15 protein-coding genes are annotated in these 25833 nt (G+C 44.8%); 5 read left to right on the plus strand and 10 right to left on the minus strand.

Going from position 1 to position 25833, the window contains the following annotated elements:
* Nucleotides 1-366: 366 nt before the first annotated feature.
* The 5 genes from H8K55_RS20245 to H8K55_RS20265 form a co-directional block, all read right to left on the minus strand.
* The gene (locus tag H8K55_RS20245) at nucleotides 367-2973 is read right to left on the minus strand and encodes a DUF1631 family protein (protein WP_186943922.1); all 2607 of its coding nucleotides are present in this window, start codon (nucleotides 2971-2973) and stop codon (nucleotides 367-369) included.
* A 36-nt stretch (nucleotides 2974-3009) separates the two neighbouring features.
* Nucleotides 3010-5595 carry a DNA topoisomerase III gene (locus H8K55_RS20250; protein ID WP_186943923.1) on the minus strand — a complete coding sequence of 862 codons (2586 nt, stop codon included), beginning with the start codon at nucleotides 5593-5595 and terminating at the stop codon, nucleotides 3010-3012.
* A 185-nt stretch (nucleotides 5596-5780) separates the two neighbouring features.
* On the minus strand, nucleotides 5781-6275 hold the full coding sequence (locus H8K55_RS20255) for a Smg family protein (protein WP_186943925.1): 495 nt from the start codon (nucleotides 6273-6275) through the stop codon (nucleotides 5781-5783).
* 67 nt (nucleotides 6276-6342) lie between these two features.
* Nucleotides 6343-7452 (minus strand): DNA-processing protein DprA, encoded by a 1110-nt coding sequence (dprA, locus tag H8K55_RS20260; RefSeq protein WP_222612559.1) that lies wholly within the window; start codon nucleotides 7450-7452, stop codon nucleotides 6343-6345.
* 17 nt (nucleotides 7453-7469) lie between these two features.
* Entirely contained in the window at nucleotides 7470-8567 is a 1098-nt protein-coding gene (locus H8K55_RS20265; protein WP_186943927.1) for a LysM peptidoglycan-binding domain-containing protein, read from the minus strand.
* Nucleotides 8568-8925: 358 nt separating this feature from the next.
* Here H8K55_RS20265 and def point away from each other — a divergent pair, with 358 nt between their 5' ends.
* The 3 genes from def (at nucleotide 8926) to H8K55_RS20280 (ending at nucleotide 11544) form a co-directional block, all read left to right on the plus strand.
* Nucleotides 8926-9450, plus strand: coding sequence for a peptide deformylase (def, locus tag H8K55_RS20270; protein ID WP_186943929.1), 525 nt, complete (start codon nucleotides 8926-8928; stop codon nucleotides 9448-9450).
* Nucleotides 9447-10412 carry a methionyl-tRNA formyltransferase gene (fmt, locus tag H8K55_RS20275; protein WP_186943931.1) on the plus strand — a complete coding sequence of 322 codons (966 nt, stop codon included), beginning with the start codon at nucleotides 9447-9449 and terminating at the stop codon, nucleotides 10410-10412. Before def ends, fmt begins: the two co-directional genes overlap by 4 nt.
* A gap of 112 nt (nucleotides 10413-10524) precedes the next feature.
* Nucleotides 10525-11544 (plus strand): transporter, encoded by a 1020-nt coding sequence (locus tag H8K55_RS20280; RefSeq protein WP_186943933.1) that lies wholly within the window; start codon nucleotides 10525-10527, stop codon nucleotides 11542-11544.
* A 60-nt stretch (nucleotides 11545-11604) separates the two neighbouring features.
* Here the strand turns inward: H8K55_RS20280 and H8K55_RS20285 are convergent, their stop codons facing one another.
* The 3 genes from H8K55_RS20285 to H8K55_RS20295 all read right to left on the minus strand — a co-directional run bounded on the left by H8K55_RS20285 (nucleotide 11605) and on the right by H8K55_RS20295 (nucleotide 15280).
* Nucleotides 11605-12291, minus strand: a complete 687-nt coding sequence (locus tag H8K55_RS20285) for a riboflavin synthase subunit alpha (protein WP_186943935.1) — start codon at nucleotides 12289-12291, stop codon at nucleotides 11605-11607.
* 23 nt (nucleotides 12292-12314) lie between these two features.
* Nucleotides 12315-13292, minus strand: coding sequence for a LysR family transcriptional regulator (locus tag H8K55_RS20290; protein WP_186943937.1), 978 nt, complete (start codon nucleotides 13290-13292; stop codon nucleotides 12315-12317).
* A gap of 140 nt (nucleotides 13293-13432) precedes the next feature.
* The gene (locus H8K55_RS20295; protein ID WP_186943939.1) at nucleotides 13433-15280 is read right to left on the minus strand and encodes a phosphoenolpyruvate carboxykinase (GTP); all 1848 of its coding nucleotides are present in this window, start codon (nucleotides 15278-15280) and stop codon (nucleotides 13433-13435) included.
* A gap of 354 nt (nucleotides 15281-15634) precedes the next feature.
* Between H8K55_RS20295 and H8K55_RS20300 the strand changes: the two genes are divergently transcribed.
* Together H8K55_RS20300 and H8K55_RS20305 are read left to right on the plus strand one after the other, a co-directional pair.
* Nucleotides 15635-16597, plus strand: a complete 963-nt coding sequence (locus H8K55_RS20300; RefSeq protein WP_186943941.1) for a D-2-hydroxyacid dehydrogenase family protein — start codon at nucleotides 15635-15637, stop codon at nucleotides 16595-16597.
* A 119-nt stretch (nucleotides 16598-16716) separates the two neighbouring features.
* Nucleotides 16717-18135 (plus strand): L-cystine transporter, encoded by a 1419-nt coding sequence (locus H8K55_RS20305; protein WP_186943943.1) that lies wholly within the window; start codon nucleotides 16717-16719, stop codon nucleotides 18133-18135.
* 835 nt (nucleotides 18136-18970) lie between these two features.
* Here the strand turns inward: H8K55_RS20305 and H8K55_RS20310 are convergent.
* Both H8K55_RS20310 and H8K55_RS20315 read right to left on the minus strand, forming a co-directional pair.
* Entirely contained in the window at nucleotides 18971-22102 is a 3132-nt protein-coding gene (locus H8K55_RS20310) for a TonB-dependent receptor (RefSeq protein WP_186943945.1), read from the minus strand.
* 1713 nt (nucleotides 22103-23815) lie between these two features.
* The gene (locus tag H8K55_RS20315) at nucleotides 23816-25750 is read right to left on the minus strand and encodes a M64 family metallopeptidase (RefSeq protein ID WP_186943947.1); all 1935 of its coding nucleotides are present in this window, start codon (nucleotides 25748-25750) and stop codon (nucleotides 23816-23818) included.
* Nucleotides 25751-25833: the final 83 nt, after the last annotated feature.

Genomic DNA, 25833 nt, shown 5'->3' on the forward strand with positions numbered 1-25833 from the left:
TATTGACTGTTAATTGTTAAAGATCTTATTCTTTTCTACTCAAACTCACCCGAAGGATTTTGTTTTTGCTACGAAGCGTTGTGTTCGTCAGCAGCAGAGAAACGAGATTATGCAGCACTTCTAAATTCTCGTCAACCCCCTGCTTTACATTTCATTTAAATCGCTTCCTACTCTCTCGATTTAAACATCAGAAAATCAACGCATTACCCTTGCATTACTTCTTATTTCATCCCCGCATTTCTGCGGGAGGCGAACTATAGCAAAACAAAAGCCATTCCGCAAGTCATATGCGGAATGGCTTCTTATACTTCTTCCAAGACTACTGTTCGTACGAAATCAGCTTACAACCTATAGAGATGATGCGGTCTATGCTAGCTTGCCGACGTCACCGACATCGGCCGACTTCAATAGGGACTGAACGGCACGTTCAAATAGTGGCTCCGTTTCCAAAAACTTCACACGCCCATGAGCAATCATGCGCCGAAACATCCTTACGCTCAACATAGATGGTTGCTCTTGCCCCTCTAATGTCAAAATTAAATTGGTCAAGGCTGGATCAATCCAATTCAACGTACCTTGTCCTGGCTCCCCGCCCAAATTAATTTCTACCGAGACACCCGCTTTCAGTTGCTCCATGACGGGATCGACACTCAGGTCTCTTATCGGCAAATTGACTTCGGCGCTATCTAAAGGCAACTCATCGACGACCACTTGATCCAACAATTGCACACGGATATCTAATTCTTTGATCGCATCATCCAAGAACTTATTCACATCGGAACGATCTGGATTTTCTAATGCCGTGAAATTATCCAGATCTGGATCTGCGAAGAAATTATTAAAATGCTGGTGAATGACAGATAAGGATGCCTGCTTCTGCTGCGTGTTGTTATGGTTGAGACGCATCGATTTTGTGTGGGCATCAACTAACCAGTTCATTAATTCTTCTTGTATCGCTGGTTCGCACTGTATGCTCGCCATTCCCTCTTTCAGGGTTCTTAAAATGATAGGCAAAAGCGCCAGCAATTGCGCTCGCTCTTCCTCATTTGACTTGGGAATGATGCTCCACAACAAATCGGGAACCAAAAGACGAAGACGGTGCGCACGCTTAACATCTTCCCTATCCGCCAACTCCAAGACATATACCCAAACAGTCTCAAAGAAATTTTGCAAAAACGGATCTATCGTCAAATCCAGCAAGGCTTCATGCAATTGCGCCGAAGTATGTGCGAAACGCAGAGTACGGTTTCTTACTTGTTCAGCACCTTCGATGGCACTTTCTGTGCCGGTATTGCCGGCACGCAATTCGCGCGCAATAAATACATCAAACTCATCGAGCATCCGCGAAAATATTTGTGGATTCTCACTTTCATCCTGCAGTAACGTTTCAACGATCCGACAAATTTCTTTGGTGATTTCAACGCCAGTAGGGTCAATTTGCTTTAACCCAAGGGAAATTGAGCCTATGCGATTGACCAACAAACGCGCAGGATGTCCTTTTTGAGTTAGCAGGCTCGTATCTTTTAAGGCTAACTTCAACACTAAGAATTGAAGCCTCCCTAGCTGAGCGCGGATTTCAGCCGGAACCTGGGTATCACGCAAAATAAATTCAAACAACATGGCGACGATATCTATCGTCATTTTTTCATTGATGTTTGACGTCAATTCATTTAAAGCGGTTCTCTGCTCTAAAATCAGATTTCGCACTCCTCCTCGCCCATCAAACATCTCAGCGCCCGAAGGCGTCAAAGTTCTTTGGAAATCAGGTATGGCGCCCGACAATTGGCCCTGGCCAACTGAGGCACGGGATTCCGATGAACTTGAACCATATTCAGAGTCTGCCGGAATCTGTGTAACTTCATCTTGCGTGTAATTTCCGAAAGCAGAATTTTGCGGATGCTCAGAATTATCCCAATTGGCGCCCGCATTTCCCCCGACCGAACGGGACGCGGCATTTCCACCAAAGAAACCCCTAATCGCATCACCAACCAATTCACCATTTTTGAGCCATGAAAATGGACCTGTCGCGGCATGATGAAAATCACTTTCCGCAGCACGTGACTGTGACTGCGTAATTCCACTGTTTTCACCGGTTTCGGATTGAGGTTGAGATTGCGACTGAGATTGCGTCGGTTTCGCTCCTGATATCAAATTCGACGCTCGATTCAACGCCGAACTGAAAAACTGCTCAAATTGACTGCTTCGCTTTTGCGGTTGAGCAGAATTCTCTTGCTCTTCGTTGAATTCCGAATTGGCGGACTCTTCAGCTTGAGACGTCTCGCTAGCACCGGCGCCATGCGGCATCGGTGCGGTTGGTGATTTACGAATTTTCAGTTGCAGTTGGGCGGCAATGCCATTTTGCGCCAGGTAGGTATTAACCGCGGAATAAATTGTTGGAACAAAACTGAGAAAGTTGTCGGCAATCCTTTCAACCAGCGTATCAACCAAACTTGGATTGACGCTAAGACCATCAACAGTAGTTGAGATGCAACGCGAAAAGAGATAAGGGCGAAATGGATTTTCGCGCTCATTCGTCACTTCTTGCTCAAAAATCAGGGCGATGCGAATGTTCAGATCTCTTAGTTGATCTTCTGCTTCACTGCGAAACCTGCTGGTAATTTCCTCTAATCGCAAGCCCCCTTCAAAGGCAGTTGGATCAATTAAGGTTAGGCTATCAGTATTAAAATTGGCGGATGGACGATAAGTGTTGTAAGTCGTTTTGAAACTTCGTGCTAGCAAATGATCCATGCTATTAGTCATTTGCTGGAGGATGTTTGGCCTTTGTTCGACCAATACAGTTCGTGCATCCAGCAGCCGGCCTTGCTCGAGCGAGGAATAAGTATCGTCAGCTTTCACAAAACAGTCTTCTATGCAACGCGGTAAAGTGCGTTGCATAGCCTCAGTGAAACTGCGCATGAATTCAGCACGAGCATTAGTTAACAACACACTCTGATCCATACGATCCTTGTTCAAACAAGCTCCTCAATAAGAAAAATTTTTGTAACTAAATTAACTCGTTTTCTTTTTTCTAGCGACTGCTTTTTTTACTGGCGCTTCAACTTCCGTGCCTGCCTTCTCTTTTACGGCAGCCTTGGCAGATGTTTTAGCGGGAGCTTTCGCTTTACGCTCTTCAAATTCAAAGCTTGTTTTACCATCTTTGCCACGAACCAAGAAAGCCTTAAATGGTCGACGGGTGCGTTGAGAAATAAACCCTGGCAATAAATCTGTTTTGCCTTCGACCAACAATTTGCGCATTTGTTCTGGCAAAATTTCTTGCTGCAAAATTATCCGTCCGCTTCTGAAATCGCAGGCTTTTGGCTTAGCAACACTTTTCTCACACACATAAGCCAGACCTAATTCGTAGACATGGCTACCGCATTTAGGGCAGGCGCCGAGTGGCTCTGCCTGTGAGAAATCATGATCTTCACCGTCATCACCTTCATCTTGATTTTGTCCAAAATCAAATTCCAGTTTTAAATTTTTAATTTCTTCATCGCGTACGATTTTCAAGATTGCGGCAAACGGTCGCCCCATCTTCGAACGGAAACCTTGCAATGGACCAATTTCACGTTTTTGCAGCAACTCTTCCACTTCAGCGATTTCAAACTGACGACTACCTGGCGTTTTACTCATGGAGAATTCGCACTTCGTACAAGCGAAGCGGCGATAATTTTCTTTCACCACGCCACCACAATTTGGGCAAGGTGTGTGCAAGGTTGCGTAATCACCAGGAATTGTATCGTTGTTAAACTCTTTCGCACGCTTGACGATAATCTGTGTCATTTGTGCGATTTCTCGCATGAATTCGTCGCGGGTGATTTTGCCGCGCTCCATCTGCGCCAGCTTATTTTCCCATTCACCGGTTAATTCAGGCGAGGTCAATTCATCTACGCCTAAACCACGCAACAGGGTCATCAACTGAAATGCTTTAGCGGTAGGAATTAATTCGCGGCCTTCACGCAATAAATACTTTTCGTAGAGCAGGCCTTCAATAATGGCGGCACGTGTTGCTGGTGTGCCCAAACCTTTGCCGGACATCGCTTCGCGCAATTCCTCGTCATCAATTAATTTACCAGCACCTTCCATGGCGGACAGCAAAGTCGCCTCTGAGTAACGCGCTGGCGGTTTTGTTACCAAGCCATTTGAGAAGACTTTCTCCGTCTTCACTTTTTCGCCTTTTGCGACTGCAACCAAATTACCTTTATTTTCAGGATCGGTTTCGTCTTGCGCTTCTTTGCCGTAAATCGCCAGCCAGCCAGGATTAGTCATCACTTTGCCTTCGGTCTTGAACTGATGTCCAGAAACCTCGGTGATTCGTGTCGTCACTTGGTATTCAGCCGCGGGGAAAAACACTGCCATAAAGCGACGTGTCACTAAGTCATAAAGCTTTTGCTCAGGCTCAGATAGGTTTTTTGGCAAATGTCCGGTTGGAATAATCGCAAAGTGATCACTGATTTTCGTATTATCAAAAATACGTTTATTCGGCTTGACCCAATTATTGTTCAGAATTTTTGCGGCAAATTGTTGGAAATTGTTGATTTCACTAATCTTGCTCACGGTTTCTTTTACCGTAGGCAAATAGTCCTCTGGCAGGTGACGTGAATCAGTACGCGGATAAGTTAATACCTTGTGTTTTTCGTAGAGGGCTTGCGCCAAACCTAAGGTGTTTTTTGCTGAGAAGCCAAATTTAGAGTTGGCTTCACGCTGTAAACTAGTCAGATCAAACAAGGCTGGAGCCATTTGTGTTGCGGGCTTGGACTCTTCGGTCACACTTCCCTGCTTATTGCGACAAGCCGCAACGATAGATTCGGCCGCTGCCTTGCTCCACAGGCGCTCAGCTTTTTTCTCTGGATCGACTTCATCTTTCTTAAATTGATGATCCAACCAACGACCTTCGTAAATCCCGGCAGCACAGACGAATTCCGCACGCACTTCCCAAAAATCACGAGATACAAAATTCTTAATTTTTTCTTCGCGCTCAACCACAATGGATAGAGTCGGTGTTTGCACACGCCCGACCGTGGTTAAATAGAATCCGCCTTCTTTTGAATTGAACGCAGTCATCGCCCGGGTGCCATTGATACCAATCAGCCAATCCGCCTCAGAGCGGCAACGGGCTGCATCGGCCAATGGCAGCATTTCTTCGTCGCTACGTAATTTCTTAAACCCGCTACGAATCGCATCTGCGGTCATCGACTGCAGCCACAAACGCTTAACCGGTTGTTTGGCTTTAGCATGCTGCGCGATCAAACGGAAAATCAATTCACCTTCGCGCCCCGCGTCACATGCGTTAATGAGCGCGGAGACATCTTTACGCTTAATCAGTTTGTTTAGCACTTTAAGCCGCGATTCCGTTTTCGCAATTGGATTTAATGCAAAATGCGGCGGTATCATGGGCAAGTGCGCAAAAGTCCACTTGCCTCGCTTAACATCGTATTCTTCCGGAACTGCGATTTCCAACAAATGACCTACCGCCGAAGACAAAACATAGTCATCAGATTCAAAATAATCGTCGTGTTTGGTGAACCCACCCAAGGTCTTTGCGATGTCATTCGCAACCGAGGGCTTCTCGGCGATGATGAGGGTTTTAGTCATATGGGGTTTCGTTTTTTATAATCTTGTTATGCAATTGTTGCGACAAAAATCGATAAGACTGCCAATTTTGCCTGCAACAACAAGGGAAATGCTATATATCAGCGGGGAATAATAAACGGAATGAATCAACTACGGCAATAGAAGCACAGTAATTGCCACAAATAAAGCATCAATTTTGTCAAATATTAATGCAATAAACGCGGGTCAATCTCGCCTTCCGTCAACAACAATTCATCAAACATCATCATTTCTGACTCGCGCCCCTGGCTCCAAAGTATCATTAACACAATAACTTTGAATTTCGATAAACTTAAAGGTGCTTCATCGACAGCCATGGCGCGCTCAACCAAAACTTCACGTTGCTGAGCGTCCAACATTTTATTATCTTGCAAATAGTGTAAATAACCAATTGCCTCTGGTCCGAGAATACTACTTTCTTCTTCTGTATAAACCCGAAAGCCCTGACTGAGAACTAGAATCGACGCATCAATCGGCGCATCGTCATTATCCACAGCAAGACGGTTAGTGATATCGGCCAAACCTCTCAGCCAGTCGATTGCTGCAATAATTTCATCGTCATCAAATCCTACCGCCGATAGCTTTTTCGCCAGAGCGATCGAATCTGGGCAGGTATCGGGGCGGTAATAGGTTTCGTACAGGTAAACTAAAATATCAAACATACACTTCATTCATGACGGTCAGGGATTTTTGCAGTACCTAATTCAAGGCATTATGCTCAAGTTAACTTTAACTAACACGCTGGATTAATCCTCCAGGTAGCGTTTCAATCTGTCCCTGCAACTCCAAATCTAATAATTGTGCTGACAATGTCATGACATTATCACCACTACGCATCGCTAGTACGTCGATATGCACCGGATCATACCCGATAATCGTCAGTAACTTGTTAGTCTCAACATCTATCTGCGGCGCGACTGTCGATGTTTGTACGCTCGACATTGAATTAGGAATCCGGATTTCGTCCAAGATATCCTGCGCCGATTCGACTAGCTTGGCTCCTTGCTTGATCAGCAAATGGCATCCTTTTGCCAACGGCGAATGAATAGAGCCTGGAATGGCGAATACGTCGCGTCCTTGTTCCGCAGCCATTCTGGCAGTAATTAATGAGCCTGACTGGGCGGCGGCCTCTACGACTAATACACCTTGCGCCAAGCCAGAAATAATTCGATTACGGCGAGGAAAATTTGCGGCAATCGCGGGCATTCCGAGCGGATACTCACTAACCAAACAAGCTTTTTCAGCGAGCACATGCGCAAGTTGCCTGTTCCGTGCAGGGTAAACTATATCAGCACCGGTACCGATAACCGCAATTGTGGAGCCAATACCTTTGAGGGCACCGACATGTGCAGCAGTGTCGATACCCGCTGCCAATCCTGAACTAATACATAGTCCCGCTTGACTTAAGGACTCGGAGAATTTCTCGGCATTCGCCACACCTTGTGCGGTAGCATTACGACTCCCCACCACTGCAATTGTCTGTGCGCTCAATAGATCGAGCCGTCCCTTCACGTACAAAAGTATTGGAGGGTCAGGAATGGTGAGTAAGTTTTGCGGATAATCGGCGTCAGCTAGACTAAGCAAATAATTGCCAGGAACATCCAACCACGCAGCAGTCAGCTCAATTTGCCTGTAGAAGCTATCATCTGGTGGCGCCAAGATAGCGCACGCAAGCTTTTCAGGTACATGCTCAAGCAATTGTCTTAGACTCGCTTGAAATATTTGTGCAGGCAAACCAAATACACCTAACAGTTTGCGTGCCTTCTCGTTACCTACTCCCTTAGTCACAGATAGGCGTAACCAGTCATGCCAATCTTGATCATCTTTATTTGAATTCAATCGCCGTTCCAAGCCAATTACTTTTCTGGAGTCCGCACTATGTCGCCAACACTCACGACGTCGGTAACCTGCATGACCAAACCATAGGAAATATTCTTAAATACTCGGAAAATAAATAGCTGACCATACATTTCATCAGGCAATCGAATAGGCTTTTTGTCATTTGTGCGATCTGGCACGATTTTGCCGTAACGCCCCAACTCTAATACGGTACCAATATCTATTCCAGAACTAGCGCCGCGATTGATACTGATGATATTGTTTTGACCAGCAAAACTGACTCCGCCATAGACTGCCACGACGCGTGCTTTTACTTCCTGCTCCGGTGCATGTGGAACATAATTAATAATAGGCGTAGGAGGAATTGGTACTAAACGATCGCCTATACCCATTTCCTCTTTGGACGTGACTACATTAAAAGAGTCCACGCCATCTTCCGTTTTGGCAGTGCGCTCTAACTTTACAGCACCGATGTAAACTGCTTCATAACCAATAATCGCCTGTGTGTCTGGATCTTTCAATGCAGTGCCAGGGCGAAATACTTGGAAAGACGTGCCATTCTTTAGATCACCTCTTACATAAATCTTGTCACCCTTACCCATATACACACGGCCTTCAGGTGCAGCCACAATCCGTGGTGCAGTAGCGAATTCATCTTTTTCGATAATCAACGGCTGCGACAAATATGGTTCAATCAGATTATTGGGAATCGCAGAAATCGCATCCAATCCGCCATTGGTGACACTACGCGTTTGCGGACTAAGCTTAGTAATACCCGACACGCTTTCTTCTACCGGATTGGCTAAACGCAAACGACCGTTCACACGATCGAAATACACGATTTGCTTAGGGTAAATCCAGTGCGGATTACGAATCTCTTCCCTGTTCATACCCCATACTTCAGGCCAACACCATGGGTTTTGCAAAAATTTCCCAGAAATTCCCCACAGAGTATCGCCCTTCACAACCACATGCTTATCCGGGGCGTCTGGCAAGAAATTGCATTTGCTGCTTAAGGCTGGCGGCGGTGTTTTTACCCCTTCTTGCGCAAGTGCGGGCACAGAAACCGCGAGAGGAAAGGCAAAAGCGAGGGCGATTGTGCTAAACTTTTTCATGAAATTTTCCGATGCAGGTCGCTGATTCTAGGGAATGGCTGGCCACTTTGCTCTACCGAAGTAAATCTTATTAACTTCTTGTGGGGTATAGGCTCTTGCCAAACTTACCAATTTGAATCAAATTCTGCCCATAAATCCTTGAACTAGCAAGAGAAACCGCATTCTAGTGTAGTGTTTCACGTAGATTGAGTCATATAAAAACAAAGGATTTCATATTGAATCAAAAAGTTGACCGCGACGATAGCAAGCTATTGCGTGGAGTCACTGAAAAGATTTCGCGTGAAAGATGTTTTTTATATCCCCCAAAAAGTGAAATGCGACACCCGCGCAGCGCCTCTAGCTTGTTGTGAATTGTCTTATGTCAATATTAAATATTCTCCGCTATCCCGATCCTCGCTTACACAAAATTGCTAAGCCAGTCACCGTTTTTGACGAACGCTTGAAAAAGCTTGCTGCCGATATGGCCGAAACCATGTACGACGCTCCTGGCGTTGGACTCGCCGCCTCCCAAGTCGATGTACACGAACAATTAGTTGTTATCGATACCTCAGAGGACAATTCTGAACTACGCGTTTTTATTAATCCTGAAATTATTTGGGAAAGCGCAGAACGCAAGGTTTACGATGAAGGCTGCTTGTCTGTACCGGGTGTCTACGATGGAGTTGAACGTCCGGCAGAAGTTAAAGTACGCGCCTTAGATCTGGACGGCAAAGCCTTTGAAATGCATGCTGATGGCTTATTGGCCGTCTGCATTCAACATGAAATGGATCATCTAAAAGGCAAAGTCTTCGTCGAATATTTATCACCTTTGAAACGCAATCGCATCAAGACCAAGATGCTCAAAGAAGAACGCGAAATCAGCAAAAAGGCTAATCGCCGATGAAAGTCATTTTCGCGGGCACACCTGAGTTCGCCGCTACCGCATTGAAGGCCATTATTGATGCGGGTTTTGATGTGCCGTTGGTATTAACTCAGCCAGATCGCCCTGCTGGGCGCGGCATGCAAATGCATGCTTCAGCGGTGAAACAGCTAGCATTGGCGCATCAAATTCCCGTCGCACAGCCGATCTCTTTGCGACTGGATGGAAAATATCCTGAAATTGCTCAAGAAGCACATGACTTACTGCGCAATACGCCACACGACATTATGGTGGTGGCCGCTTACGGCCTGATATTACCTTTATCCTGTCTGAACATTCCGCGTTTAGGTTGCATCAATATCCATGGCTCCTTATTGCCTCGCTGGCGCGGTGCTGCACCGATACATCGTGCGATTGAAGCGGGTGACGCCGAAACAGGCATCACCATTATGCAAATGGAAGAAGGTTTAGATACTGGACCTATGTTATTGAAGCGCGCCATTCCTATTGATAGTCAAGACTGCACCGGCAGTTTGCATGACAAGTTGGCGGCATTAGGTGGCGAGATGATCATTGAAGCGCTACAGAAATTAAAATCAAGTTCACTAGACGCTACAGTGCAGCCAGAACAAGGTGTCTGTTACGCGGCTAAAATTAGTAAAGAAGAAGCCGCGATTAATTTCAATTTGAGTGCAGAAATCATAGCTCGCAAAATTCGCGCCTTCAATCCTTTTCCTGCTGCACATGCCAGCATAGACGGCACCACGATTAAATTTTGGCGTGCGGAAGTCAACCATGGAGGAACTAGCGCCACCAGCGGCACTATCATCGAAGCATCCGGACAGCAAGGTGTATTAATCGCCTGTGATAATGGTCAATCCGTATTACGTGTGCTTGAATTACAAAAACCCGGTGGTAAGCGTTTGCCAGCACAAGATTTTTTGCAGGGATTTCCACTAAAAGCTGGTCAGGTATTTCAGCCTTAATCGAAGACCTTTCGGTTTCGCCCCCCGATCGCCACATTTTTGCAGGCGCTGTCATATTCATATCATGTAAAACACTTACAATAGCCTGCTATACCCACATACAGACTAGTCTATGAATAAAGAACACTTGCAGTATGGTTCCGACCAATCGGGGTTAATTTGTGGATATCTGTTTACTGGGGAGGATGCAGGTAAAGCTGTACGCACCACCGAGGTATTACATTATTTAAATCAATCACAAAAACTGGAACCATCTCATTTTCTATGGCTGCACTTCAACTTGGCGAATGCCTCAACTGAAAGGTGGTTACGCGAAAATAGTCAGTCGCCCGAAGAATTTTATGAAACCCTACATCAGGGATCCCGTTCAACACGGATTGAACACGCTGACCAGCATTTAATCGCAGTCATCAATGATGTGCTTCACGATTTCAGTTTTGACCCTTCAGAAATGGCAACGTTATGGCTGCATGTCAGCCATGGCATCATGATCAGTGCACGTCGCAAGCCACTCAAATCAGTCGATCATTTACGCAATGCGGTCAATACTGGAGAAATTTTCCATTCGACGATGGAGTTACTGACACACTTACTGCGCGATCAGGCGGATGTCTTAACAGGTATCGTCAGAGATGCGACCACTAAAATAGATGAAGTTGAAGACCACTTGTTAGCGGAACGCCTTAGCAGAAAACGCGCCAATCTCGGTGAATTACGTCGCTTATTGGTACGTCTGCAACGGCTCTTAGCACCAGAACCTGCAGCACTATTTCGCTTGCTACAAAAACCACCTGCCTGGATGGCTGACAATGATGTTCATGAATTGCGGCAATCCACGGAAGAGTTCTCTGTGGTCTTAAGTGATATGGCATCCTTGCAAGAGCGCATCCGCTTATTACAAGAAGAAGTCGCTGCCCATGTGGGCGAGCAAAATAATCGCTCCTTATTTGTATTGACCATCGTCACAGTACTCGCCCTGCCAATCAACATCACCACTGGTTTGATGGGAATGAATGTCGGCGGGATTCCATGGGCACAAAATGATAATGGTTTTTGGATTATCGTCGTGTTGGTAAGTCTGATCACCGCAATCTGCGCCTGGGTTGCGCACCATTTCAAGAATAAGGATTAATGTCCTTTACATCGCGTATGGAAAACCCATTTCATCCATAGAGATTATATGTAGACTTATCTACTTGGGCAGCACATCTTGTATCGATTTCCCCTGTTGCGCCAATAAAGCATCCAAGGCTGGCATCAATGGTCCCAGCATTTCTTGCAACATGCTACGCACCGTATCAACCACTACTTGAGTCTGTCTCTCGATCTCGATATTCAGCATCGCTCCTACTTGCTTTTGCCCGAACACCGTCATGCGCAAGGTCTCAGGAATCAGCCAAACCTCAAACCAATGCTCATCCCGATTGACTTCTGCAATCGTCAAACTCGCACCATTAATTGCGATATACCCCTTCGCAAAAATATACGGCATCCACACCTTTGACACCGCAATACGGAGCACGTAATTATTCTCCAATTGACGAATCTGCACGAGCTGCGCAACAAAATCAACATGACCAGATAGCGGATGCCCACCAATTTCAGCGCCCTCTTTGGCCGCACGCTCTACATTAACCTGCGCATTCTCTGCATAGCTACCAAGGGTAGTAATCGCTAAAGTCTGCTGCATGATGTCAAATTCTGCGGCATTGTCGAATAGTCTGGTAACCGTTAGGCAGACGCCATCTGTCGCCACACTGGCACCGATCTCCAATTGGTGATCAAAACCTTCAGGGAATGCTAGTTGTATGGTCCGCAATCCTGTCCGATCATGGATTTTTTTGATGCTTGCAACACCTTGTACAATACCTGTAAACATAATGTGTCATTCACTCAATCAATTTAAATGGGATTACCAGACTTCTTCATCTCAGCCAAGGGCGCGAACATTTCATGCGTCATATTCACAAAATGGTCGCGCAACCATTTATGCGCTGGATTACGCGCGTCACGCTCGTGCCATAACATATCAACGTGAACATCAGGCGTTTCAAATGGAAGCTCCTTCCACACCAAAGAATCACTCATACCCGTTGAGGCGATAAAGTGAAACGGCAACACAGTCAACAAATCCGAATTTGCTACCACTTTTCCACCCGTAAAAAATTGGTTCACGGTGAGTAAGATTCGTCGCTCACGCCCCATTGTCATCAGCTCATCATCGATCAGACCATGCGCACGGCCAGAAAAACTAACCAGACAATGATTCGCTGCGCAATAGTTATCCAACGTTAATTCCTGACTGGCAAGCGGATGATTTTTGCTCATCACACAGACATAATGCCCCGAATACAAACGCTCATGCCGGATCGGACTACGAGCTGCGCCTTGACCGCCAGAAAGTTGCGCCACGACGCCGGGGAAAAAACCAACCGCAATATCGATGTCCCCCTGAATTAATAATGGCCTTGGCTCACGTGTCGTCAATGGCACCATACGTGCATTCATATGCGGTGCTTCACGCTCAAATGCGGTAATCAAGGTGGGCATCCATAATGCCGCGGTCGAGTCCGCCATCGCCATCCGGAAAGTTGCAACCGCTTTAGAGGGATCAAAACTAGTTGGCGCAATCGCTGCTTCAAGAGTTGATAAGGCCTCGCGGATTGATGGCCATAAAATCTCCGCGCGCGGAGTCGGCTTGACGCCATACGCGGTGCGAATCAAGAGTTCATCATTTAAGGAATAACGCAGACGTTTGATGGCATTAGAAACAGCCGGTTGGGTCATCGCTAATTTATCAGCGGCGCGAGTCAGATTTTGCTCAACCATCACGGTATCAAACACACGTAGCAAATTCAGATCTAAGGTCAGGAAATTCATCAGCAGCCTTTCCGCTTAAGCAATGGAGATGGGGATGAAAGACAAGATTATCCCAGATTTAAGCAAAATGGTTGCGATGCACAAAAAAAGCGCGACACGATGAGCATCGTGTCGCGCTTTTTCATAAATACCTCAAAAAATTAAGCTAAACGACTCGCTAAAGTCGCCTTCGTTGCTTCTAAGGCTGCAGGCAAACGATATTTCAATTTATCGAACAATTCTGTATGCAAATCTAATTCTGCTTTCCATGCATCTTTATCGATGGAGGTGATTAGATCAAATTGTTCTGAAGTGAAATGCAAACCGTCCCACGTCAAATCTTCGTATTTCGGGCTAATACCAAAGACATTTTCTGCCCCAGTCGTCGCGCCATCGATACGCTCTAACATCCATTTCAAGACACGCATATTATCGCCGAAACCAGGCCATACGAATTTGCCGTTAGCATCCGTGCGGAACCAGTTCACGCAATAGATATTGGGTTGTTTCGCGCCCAGTGCCGCAATTTTTTCGCCCATGTTCAACCAGTGCTGGAAATAGTCGCTCATGTTGTAACCCATGAACGGCAACATGGCGAATGGATCACGACGCACCACGCCTTGTTGACCAACCGCAGCAGCAGTCGTTTCAGAACCCATAGTCGCTGCCATGTACACGCCTTCGACCCAATTGCGCGCTTCAGTGACCAAAGGCACTGTAGTCGAACGACGACCGCCAAAAATGAAGGCAGAAATTGGTACACCAGCCGGATCATCCCAGGCAGGATCGAGTACAGGATTCTGCGTAGCTGCGACGGTAAAACGCGCGTTAGGATGCGCTGCTTTACGTCCCGTTTCTTTAGCGATTTCTGGAGTCCAGTCTTTGCCTTGCCAGTCAATCACATGCTCTGGTGCTTGCTTGCTCATGCCTTCCCACCATACATCGCCATCATCGGTCAAAGCAACATTCGTGAAAATGGTATTCGCAGTCAACGACGACATACAGTTGGAGTTGGTTGCCGTATTCGTACCTGGTGCGACACCGAAATATCCCGCTTCAGGATTGATCGCATACAAACGACCATCCGCACCTGGTTTGATCCAAGCGATATCGTCACCGATAGTAGTCACTTTCCAGCCTTTGATAGCCGGAATCAACATCGCAAAATTGGTTTTGCCACAAGCGGAAGGGAATGCCGCGGCCACATAATGTTTTTTACCTTCTGGTGATTCCACGCCCAGAATTAACATGTGTTCAGCCAACCAGCCTTGGTCGCGACCCATAGTCGAAGCAATACGCAAGGCGAAACACTTTTTGCCCAATAAGGCATTGCCACCGTAACCAGAACCAAAAGACCAGATTTCACGCGTTTCTGGATAATGCACAATGTATTTGGTGGTATTGCATGGCCAAGCCACATCTGTTTGACCTGCAGCTAAAGGCGCGCCAACTGTGTGTACGCAAGGTACGAAATCGCCGTCTGTACCTAACACATCAAACACGGCCTTACCCATACGGGTCATGATGCGCATATTGACTGCAACATACGGTGAGTCAGACAATTCCACACCGATATGTGCAATCGGTGAACCCAATGGGCCCATCGAAAATGGCACTACATACATGGTGCGACCTTGCATGCAACCATCAAATAAAGGATTTAAAGTCTGACGCATTTCTGCTGGTGCCATCCAGTTATTGGTTGGACCTGCATCTTCTTGTTTTTCTGAGCAGATATACGTGCGATCTTCGACGCGCGCCACATCCGATGGATCGGAACAAGCCAGATAACTGTTTGGACGTTTCGCTTCGTTCAGCTTTTTCATGGTGCCAGCGGCGACCATTTGAGCGCATAAGCGGTCATATTCTTCTTGACTACCATCGCACCAATAAACCTGACTCGGTTTAGTGAGCGCCACCATATCGGCGACCCAATTAATTAATTTTTGGTGCTTGACGTGTGCGGGCACATTGAGTGCTGCAACACCTTGCATGCTAGGTTGATTCATAATACTAACTCCAATGCCATTTCAATAAAAAAATCGGTGTAGCGGCACGGCAAGAACGGCTAGGGAGGCAAGTAATGTGAGCAACTGGTATTATTCTGGTTCCAGTCTGAGCTCCAACACAACTAGCACGATAGCGGCATTTTTTGTCGGAATCAGGAAGACAGACAAGGTAAAGAAGGGGTCTGAGATCCAAGCTTTCGCCCGGTAAAGAAGCACGGAACGGAAGATTCAAAAAGCTACGTGCAGCGTATTCTACACCGACCTGCCGCGATCTGGCGAACTTTACGTCACAATTCATGTCAAAATGGAATTGTTTTTGAAAATATACTTACTAAAACCATAAAGACCAGCCAAATGAAGATAGCGATCTTAGATGATTATCAAGACGTCGTACGTGACCTCGATTGTTTTCGAATGTTGCATGAACACGAGGTCAAAGTCTTTAATAACCGTGCCGTGGGGCTCGGGCAACTTGCCATACGTCTGGCTCCCTTCGATGCACTGGTATTAATTCGTGAAAGAACGATGCTGAATCGTGCGTTGCTTAGTAAATTACCGAATCTCAAGCTCATTTCTCAAACTGGAAAAGTTTCTGGGAATGTCGATCTTATCGCCGCCAAGGAATTTGGCATTACAGTAGTGGAGGGCGTGGGTGACCCAACTGCACCAGCAGAGCTGGCCTGGGCTCTGATTATGGCGTCCTCAAGAAAGATCCCGCAATACACACAACTACTGCAAGATGGTGTCTGGCAGACGGCATCCCTTTACCCACAGCACAACCGCTTAGGCCGAGTTTTAAAAGGGCGCCGGTTAGGGATCTGGGGCTATGGTCGTATAGGGCGCTTGGTGGCTCAATTCGCTCAAGCTTTTGGAATGACGATTCAGGTCTGGGGAAGTGAAATTAGTCGCCAACAAGCAATCACAGATGGTTTTAATGCATGTGATTCCAAGCGACAGTTTTTTGAATCTTCTGACATCATTTCTCTTCACCTACGTCTCAATGATGACACTCGCCATTGCGTACACTTAGATGATTTACTGACCATGAAGGAAGATGCACTATTCGTCAACACTAGTCGTGCCGAGCTCATCCAAACCGATGCCCTCGAACAGGCCTTGACGCAGGGACATCCAGGTTTTGCTGCGATCGACGTGTTTGAAAACGAGCCAATAGGTACCAAGCACTCCTTGCTCGGTAAAGAAAATGTGTTGTTAACTCCGCATCTTGGTTATGTCGAAAAGGATAGCTATGAGCTTTACTTCAGTGCTGCATTTCAAAACCTCCTTAATTTCGCTGAGAAAATGCCCCCGGGCTAAATCAAGAGCGACGCTTTCTTTCGCAAGCTTCCGAATAAACAAACAACAAATTCTACGTAGCATCTGATCAAGTTTATGGGCTAGAATGCCCACTCCCATCAATCTATAAAAGCACATCAATGAGCATTCCAATTCTCCCCTTGATCATCAACCTGAGTGTCGCTGTCTGTATCTGTGGCGGATTGTATTGGCTGCAAAATAGACATTTTTCATTCTCTAAGCGCGTGTTTGCCGGATTAGGTCTAGGGATATTATTAGGAGCCGCATTTCAATATTTTTATGGGAATGATTCGCCAATTATCAGTAGTACAAATACGTATCTCGACATAGTTGGCACTGGCTATGTGAAGCTACTACAGATGATCGTCATTCCTTTGATTCTGGTATCAATTATCGGAGCCATTCTGAAGCTAAAAAATGTTAGTTCCTTAGGTAAAATCAGCACACTTACCATTAGCACCTTACTCACTACGACAATAATCGCTGCGCTCATTGGCTTCTTTATGGCCAAGTTGTTTGGACTAACCACCTTAGGTCTCAATTTTACGACAGTAGAATTTGCACGCGGACAATACCTTGAAAGTACTCTTGCGAGTGCAAAAGCGATTAGCTTGCCTGGCATGTTACTTAGCTTTATTCCAGAAAATCCCTTCCTCGATATGACAGGAGCGCGTAAAACTTCCACGATTGCGGTAGTGATCTTTGCAATTCTGATCGGCATTTCGGCAACTGGTATCGCCGACAAAAAACCTGAAATTTTTAAATCGTTTAGTCACTTTATTGAAGTCGCTCAGACCATAGTGATGCGCTTAGTCACACTCATTTTGCGTCTTACGCCGTATGGCGTTTTTGCTTTGATCACACAAGTAGTTGCAAAGTCGAATCGCGACGATATTTTCAATCTGATTAATTTTGTATTAGCGTCTTATGCTGCAATTCTCATTATGTTTGCGGTACATTTGGGTATTGTCACAGGCTGTGGACTCAACCCTAAAAAATACCTGCAAAAAATCTTCCCTGTGTTAGTTTTTGCTTTCACTTCACGCACCAGCGCTGGTGCGATTCCCATGAGTGTACAGATTCAACATCAACGCTTAGGAACACCCGAAGGAATCGCCAATTTCGCCGCTTCTTTTGGTGCGACGATGGGTCAAAATGGTTGCGCAGGAATCTATCCCGCCATGCTAGCGTTCATGATTGCGCCATCAGTTGGAATCGATCCAATGACATTTTCTTTCATAGCGTCTTTGGTCGGCATCATTGCCATTGGATCCATAGGCATTGCAGGAGTCGGCGGCGGTGCAACTTTTGCTGCACTGATCGTCTTGTCTTCATTAGACTTACCCGTAGCTCTGGCGGGCTTACTCATTTCTATTGAACCACTAATTGATATGGGAAGAACTGCATTGAATGTGAGTGGGTCGATAGTTGCAGGCACACTTACCAGTAAAATTTTGGGCGAAACTGACTTAGCTGTCTTCCAGAGCGAAGCTACTACTGACTTGATTGATAACGCTGAACAATCGGCAGTTGGATAAACCACCGATTTTCTGCATCCAAAGCGCTCAATCGTGCGCGTAGTAGCTAGTCAGTTGCTACGCGCATCTCATTGAAAATATCATCCACTCATGATGACGCTGACAATATCCGATGACTATACTGCCGTTGAGATAGCTGGTTGCCAAGCACAGGTATCAATCGCTTCCAGCAAGAACTACATGATATTTTAATTCTTGCGATCTCATCGCAAGTTCACTGAAGGAAACACCTCAGCTCTTTTTTACTTTGATCCTTCACGTCGCAAGCAAAGCAAAGAAAGTTAAAACTCACATCCGAGATCATCGGAAATTGATAATTCCAGCATTTATCCAATTCATTTAGCATATTCACCCGAACTGCCACCGCAATATTCATGTCCCAGTCTCATAGTGCATTCGGCGGCTATGTAAGATGGCGCGTGGATCAGTTTTGGTTGGGTTGAGATATTCAGGCTAAAGAGCATCGAGTCACGCCAAGTCAGTCAAAGCGATCATGAGCACCGCGTCAATCAGGCGAACACTGTTACCGTGCATTCAATGATATTGACTTCACGCCATTCATGTTGCAGCCGGATATACATATTTAGTTTGATCAATCTTTAGTTCCGGGCTTGTAATAGTTAGGCTTGATTTCAATTTCGTTCCATGCAGCGAGTCTAGTCCAAACAGCACCAACTCACTGCAGAGATGTTCATCGCTAGGAATACGTCTATGCTTCACGCACAAAAAACCCTCGCACAGGGCGAGGGTTTTCAGTATGTAGATGTGTAGATGGTTAAGCTAGCTCAACCATCTTCCGTCAAACGAAATTACGTTTCACGGCACTCAACATAAATTAGAACTTCTTGTTGTACTCAACTGTCAATGCTGCGCGACGAGCTGTTGTGTAGCTAATCACACGGTCATAGTCAGAACGAATACCTGCAGCTGTTTCACGACGCTCTTCAACTTGCTGAGCAACTTGACGGTTTGTAATATTAAACACGTCCAGTTTCAGAGCAATACCGTCCAAAATCGCTGGTTTATACACGATGTTCATATCCAGACGCATGTCGGTTGGCAAAGTACCGAAAGAGCCACGTGGCGCTGGTTGAGCTTTACCGCTTGCATCTTTGCAGTAGTGGAATGCAGAACCATAACCCATAGCAATTGCTTCTGCTGTAGGACCACGACCTAAGCAACTCTTAGGACGACCAGACGCTGCCAAGAAGTTAGCACCCATTGTCCACTCCGGAGCCAATTGGTAGAAGCCATACGCTTTCAATTGATGAGTACGGTTATTTGGTAACAAACCATCTGCATATTGCATCAACTCAGCAAAATCCCAAACTGCCGTAATACTGACGTTAGCTTGACCTGTATCAGAGTTAGTTTGGCCTTCAGTTGTACCTGTGCTACGTGACCAAGTATAGTTGACTTTACCATACCAGCCATTACGCAGCGGATGCTCTGCGAACACGTCGATTGCTTTGTACAAACGAGTTGCTCTTGGCAGGCCAACTTCAGCTGCTGTCAAATGCACTGGTGTCAAAGTTTTACCTACTTTGCCATCTCCATTTGTGAAATCAACCAACAGATCCACATCTTTACCTGGATTAATGATTACGCAACCCAGACCATAGTCCCAATGTGAAGTATCAACTTTATTACGCAATGCCCAAGCATCCACTGGACGTTGATCACACCAGTCATCAGCAGTTGCTTTCAATTGACGAATCGTGCCTTTAACACCGAAATTGAACTCTGGTGAATACGCTTTTTCGAAGCCCAAAGTAATTTCATCTTGGAAGGTTGGTTCCATGTTAGTAGCAGAAATCGTACGTGCATCTTTACGTTGACCCAATTCATTGTTCGCTGAAGTTGGATCTCCCAAAGCCACTAAGCCCAATGGTTGTGCGTTTGCATCAACACCTGTGTAAGAGAAATATTGCACAGTATTAGTTGCACGACTCGCACCACGGATTGTTACATTGGTTGGAATCTGTACGTGGTAACGACCTGCACTACCGAATACTTTGAAACTTGCATCTCCATTAACGTCCCATGCTGCAGAAAGACGTGGAGCAAGTTTGTTCTTTTGTTCGATAAATGTTTCGTTGTCACCATTGCGGTTAGAGAAAGTCTCGAAACGCAAACCGCCAGTAACTAACAAGTTCTTCGTAACTTGATATTTATCTTCGATGTATTGTGCAGATTGATCAGATGCTGCACTAGTTGATGTGGAGAAAACCGTCTTCTGTACATAATAACCCTGTGGTGCATAGCCACCTTTACCAGCTAATACATATTGATGTCCATCACCCAAATCAACAGAGCCGCCATTCGCAGGTGGTTTGATATACAAGTAAGTATAAGAAGCACCCGCTGGTGTAATTTGACCAGCATTGACTGAAGACAGTTTATTTACGTCCAAACCACCACGAATAGTGTGGTCACCCAATTTATATTCAAGATCGAAGCGGCTAGATTTAACTTCATCAGCAGCCCCTTTTGGGCTAATTGAGAAATTCAATGGGTTTTGGTTTGCTGGATAAGTTACACCTGTAACCTGAGCATTTGCACCAATTGCGGTTGCAGGCAGACTTGAGCCACCGGCAACAAAAAGTTGTGCGTGGTTAGATTTACTTTGACCAGTAGAAATAGTCATCGTCAGATTATTAGTTAAATTACCAACATAACGTAAGATGCTAACATCAGCACCAACTGTCGGTGAATTACCTGAATCATTACGATATTCTGCATCTAAAAATAATTTACTTCCGCGCTTGTAAACTGGTGTACCACTAGCGTCCAAGAAAGTGTAATCATAGGTTTTCTGTTTAGACTTGGAATCGTCGCCAATCATCGTCAATTCTAAGCGATGATCATCATTGATATTCCAGTCAAATTTACCTAAGAAACGATTTTGTGTATTTTTGTTTTCTAACCAACCTGTAGACGATGTCTTAGTGGAGCCGTTGAATGCAGCATTCGCACCTTCAGTGTTAGTCTTTGTTTGCTCAACCGACAAGAACATGAACAAAGTATCTTTGATCAATGGTCCACCAACATAGGCGCCTAACAATGTGCTGTTACTTTCATTGTCTTGGCGGCTCAAACGTAGTTTGCCGTCGGTCAATTTATTCAATGGATCACCAGTCACTGCATAGTAACCATCTTTTGCACGGGCACTCATGGCATTGGTGCGAATTGTACTTGTCGCGCCAACTTCCCAATTATTCGTACCACTCTTAGTTGTGATGTTAACCACACCACCTACAGAGCGACCAAATTCAGAACCGAAGCCACCAGTTAATACTTGAGCTTGCGCGATAGAACCGAATGGCAACTCTGATGCACCCAACTGTGTCAGTGGGTTTGTAACCGGGAAACCATTGATGTAAAACGCGTTTTCTGAAGGGGCGCCACCACCGAAGCTGTCACCCGCTGCATAGCGTGTATCGCCACGTGTTGTGTTTGGTGCCAATTGAATAATGGCTGAAACGCTTTTTGCGACCGGAATTGCCGCCAATTCACGAGCTGTAAAAGTTGCACCATTATTTGTATTGGAAATATCGATTTTGGTACGGCGTGCAGTAACTTGCACTGACTGCACACCAGCTGTCGATCCTGCTGATGCAGTTGAAGACACAGATGCATCTACACCTTGACCAGCAACAACTTCAACCAATGTAGTGCCTAAAGCTTTGCCGCCACTAGAGATTTCAACGTTGTAACGACCGATTGGCATTGCCGTCACGTTAAAACGTCCACTAGCATCAACAACAGCAGTACGCTTCAAACCTGTATCTGGACTAACGATAGACACAGTTGAGCCAGCTGGAGCTTGACCAAAAATGTTACCCGCTGCGCTAGATTGCGCCATAACAGCAGGTGTTACGCCAACAGTCATCACACCTGCACCAAACGCAAGCATCAATGCATGCGCGACTAAATTCTTCTTGAAGATCATATTTCTTTTCGACATGTAATTACCTTTTAAATTTATTAACTAGATACCATGTTTTATTGAAGTTATAACGAGTCCGCTTGCGAAATCGATACTTCTCTGAACATACGGCCACTCTCTTTTTGCTAAATCAAACAAAAATATGTATTGAGTTCACAAGGAGACTCATGTTGCGAAAATTTTATTGCATTTAATAGGATCAAAATCAATTAGTATGAAAAAAAATTCGCTCCAAGATGAGAACACTTTTCGCTCCATGCTGTCAATTTGATTCCAAAGTCATAGAAAATCAAAGTCTTACCGAACTCAGATATATATAAAAAAAATATCTCCTTAGTTGATATTTTTTCTCGTCAACTCCTTATTTTCACATCTATTTCAATAAAAATTCCGTCTTAAATTCGGAAAATTTCAATTTTATTGAATTTTAAACCAATAATTCGAAGGAAGCTCTTTTACAAAAATAACTAATTGATACAACTTTTAACCATCTAAACGCGTGCAAAAAAACAACATGTTGCTAAATTGAAATTTTTATTCAAATGTCTATTTATTGCCAATTGCCATCAATTAACGTTTCAACAAACACATTTTCGTTCTTGCAAAGCACACCGTTAAAAATGGTAAATTAATATCGTTAATTTCAAAAAAAATGATTTTATATACATAGTATTTTCGATTGCGATAGATTTTAAAGACAACAAAAATGTCATGTTAAATTACCTTTTCGCTACAAAAACTTTTTCACTTGGCTCTTTTCTTGAGTTCCTCCCTAGATTTGGTCGCCACGCGTTGACCTCAATTGCAGCTTTACCTCATGCTGTGCATTATTTATAAATTAATAAGGCCACGTCGATCAAACTGGACAATAACTGCCAAACGAAATCAGTACTTACTTCAATTGGCTTCAAAAGAACAGATTTTGTCATTCTTCGGTGGCCTGTCACACCTGCGCTATGTGAGCCGATTCAGTGTGCAGGTCAGAAAAATACGCGCACGCCCGAATAAACCTAGTGGCTAGGTGAAATTTTGCTATCGAGAGATTTACCTAAATTACATTAGATACGCGGTGCGAAGATGGAGCTCCGTCTCAATCAATATTCAATTGAATGGATCAAAACGAAATAGGTCGCCATATTTACTATTGATGAAATTCAAATCAAAGCGGGCGCATACGAAATATTAAACTGAAGTTGCTTCGCGTCATAAGCCCAATTTATCAATCTAGTAGGCTCTTGTAGGCATAGATAAGTAATTAAGGGTACGTAAAGAATTATTTCGCAATGAACAATTATAGTTACATCATAAATTGACGTATCGGTGATGCTCGGAAAATGCACTTAAGATTGTGCTTTTAATAGAGTATTTCTTAGTTAATCTAACGTTGATCCGATGGTTTATATAGACTTCGTGTTATTCGCCACCTAGATTCATAAGGATCCTCAATTTGTCACAACCTAGCACTGAAGCGCGAGCTCCACCGGTGTTCAAAGTTACAACAATCAAAATTTGATATGATTTTTATCCGAATTGATAATCGCATTTAAAGAAAATAATGGTCGCCAACTTCAAGAAGTTGGTCGTATTAGAGGCATCTAAGTCAATTAGCACATAGAAAATAAAGAAGCACATTAAAAAACCCCAAAAATCGGTAGTTAATTTTTGGGGTTCAGTTTCTTGCGGCCTTTCGCTTCTACTACTTCAACAAATGCAACACTAGCTTATGCGCAATCACCCAAAAATAATTTGCCCTTCGGTTACGCCAATCAAAGTCAAAGCAGCTTGCGTGTCCGTGGCAGTCACCAAGTCGGCAATTGCCATTCCATTAATTATGGAAGTCTCCGTACTGAGATAGTTCAATCCCCAATCAACTGCAAATTTTTCTGCAACCGCTGCTTTGTTATCTAACAGATCGGCAACCCAGCCCCACGTGGAGGATCCTTTAAATCCATGGGCGAGATTCAAAATCGAATACACCAAGCTGCCAGGCGTATCCTTACCACTACTGAGTTGCTCCTGCCAATAAGCCAAGCCTTCAGGGTCTGCACCATCCAATCGTCCCAGCACATTGACGTAGATGGTATTGACAAATTTTTCGGATGTCATGTCTGAGCTATAGCCAGTTAGTTCTGGTGTAGACAACGCGGCCCCATAGAACAAATCACCAATATTCACCAGAGATTTGCCAGCCTTAAGCTGATCAATCCAATAATTTAGCCCATCAGCGTCAGGAATACGATTAAAGAATGCGACATACAGGTCTTCTAAGGACTTCAGGCTGGATTTATCAATCGTGCGGGCATTTTGATGAATATTCAAATTGATCGAAAAATCCTGAAATTGTAGATTTTCGATATTCCGCACAGCCCACGTGGCCGGCTGTTGCATGCCAAGCAAATAAGTTCCACTATCTAAGCGATCTACATGCAATTTTGAGATGGTACTTAGTGATTCGGAGAATTTCAAAACATCTCTTCCTGCACCACCATCAAAATAAATTTTATTTGGGGATAGTGTATTTTGAATTTCAATCAAATTATCACCGTCAGCAAATCGTAAAATTTGATTCGCATCACTGCCGCTAACCATGTAGTTCACAGCATTGATTTGTTTTAAGGTATCACCAAAATTAATCGTTTCGACTTGCTGCGTACTAAGCAAGTTTTTTCGGATAGTCCCGGTATTGTCGATGGTCGTCAAAGTTACGCCAGTAGCGGAATTATAAGAGCCATAAGAATAGCCATAGGCATCAAAACTCTTGGCTTGCGTCGTCGTACTGAGCACACTATCTGCATACTTCCATGTATATGAAAACAGAGCATCATTCGGCGTCACTGGAGCATAAAATCCAGGGAAATTAGACGTCACGGATAAGTAGTCGCCTATCGCCTGATAGTATTTCAATGCAAACGCTTCTTTTTCAGGTGCATTAAATGGCACATCCAAATACAACATTTTAGAGCTTTGAGTTGCACGCCAGACTCCGCTTGATCGGTAATATCCACCTTCATAGGTACCGATTACTCCTAACTCACCGTCCGAATATCCCATCCAATCCTGCCATGGAATGCGACTGAGTGAATCAGTCACATGAGCACTTTCACGAAATGACCATGCACTCAAAGGAAAATCTCTGGCAACAGCTGAATCGACATATTCATCTTGCAAACCTGCGAAACTGTGACCGATTTCATGCAAAGCTAACTCAGAGGCTCGACGATCACCTGCAGAAGCCCAAGCAATTGATCCGCCCGCGCCTCCATATAGTGGTGTATTCACCAACACGATCACTAATTCATGCGCATTTGTTGCCAGTGCACTCTGCACCTCAGTCTCGACCTTATAGCCATCACCATACAATAATCGGCCATCGCTGCCATGTTGACTAGCATTGAAATAGGTATTCACTTCCACATTGCTAGTGGGCTGGTCGGTACCAGATTGTGCGGAAGCAAAAAATAGAGCAGTGGCGTTAAACAATCCCTTATACGTTGAAAAAGGCGCATTTAGGCGCGCATTCTCAGGCCCTAGAAGCGTAGTAATAAAGGTATTCGCATCAGCAACAAATTTATCACGTTCAGCCTGCGTATAACCTTCCGCGACGATAACAATATCAACACGTTTGGCACTATCACCAGTATTTAAGAGGGGAATAATTTCAGGCATGACTCGTCGAGCTCAAAAAAAACAATAATAAGTCTCAAATATTACTCTAATTTGCGAAGCATGTGAGCTTATCGTCTGGATTT

The organism is Affinundibacterium flavidum, assembly GCF_014284175.1.
Lineage (GTDB): Bacteria > Pseudomonadota > Gammaproteobacteria > Burkholderiales > Burkholderiaceae_D > Undibacterium > Undibacterium flavidum.

Coding starts and splice junctions, on each gene's coding strand:
- fmt (WP_186943931.1), top strand. CDS start 9,447: ATGAAAGTCATTTTCGCGGGCACACCTGAGTTCGCCGCTACCGCATTG.
- H8K55_RS20305 (WP_186943943.1), top strand. CDS start 16,717: ATGAGCATTCCAATTCTCCCCTTGATCATCAACCTGAGTGTCGCTGTC.
- H8K55_RS20300 (WP_186943941.1), top strand. CDS start 15,635: ATGAAGATAGCGATCTTAGATGATTATCAAGACGTCGTACGTGACCTC.
- H8K55_RS20280 (WP_186943933.1), top strand. CDS start 10,525: ATGAATAAAGAACACTTGCAGTATGGTTCCGACCAATCGGGGTTAATT.
- H8K55_RS20290 (WP_186943937.1), bottom strand. CDS start 13,292: ATGAATTTCCTGACCTTAGATCTGAATTTGCTACGTGTGTTTGATACC.
- H8K55_RS20255 (WP_186943925.1), bottom strand. CDS start 6,275: ATGTTTGATATTTTAGTTTACCTGTACGAAACCTATTACCGCCCCGAT.
- H8K55_RS20315 (WP_186943947.1), bottom strand. CDS start 25,750: ATGCCTGAAATTATTCCCCTCTTAAATACTGGTGATAGTGCCAAACGT.
- H8K55_RS20295 (WP_186943939.1), bottom strand. CDS start 15,280: ATGAATCAACCTAGCATGCAAGGTGTTGCAGCACTCAATGTGCCCGCA.
- def (WP_186943929.1), top strand. CDS start 8,926: ATGTCAATATTAAATATTCTCCGCTATCCCGATCCTCGCTTACACAAA.
- H8K55_RS20285 (WP_186943935.1), bottom strand. CDS start 12,291: ATGTTTACAGGTATTGTACAAGGTGTTGCAAGCATCAAAAAAATCCAT.
- H8K55_RS20265 (WP_186943927.1), bottom strand. CDS start 8,567: ATGAAAAAGTTTAGCACAATCGCCCTCGCTTTTGCCTTTCCTCTCGCG.
- H8K55_RS20250 (WP_186943923.1), bottom strand. CDS start 5,595: ATGACTAAAACCCTCATCATCGCCGAGAAGCCCTCGGTTGCGAATGAC.
- H8K55_RS20310 (WP_186943945.1), bottom strand. CDS start 22,102: ATGTCGAAAAGAAATATGATCTTCAAGAAGAATTTAGTCGCGCATGCA.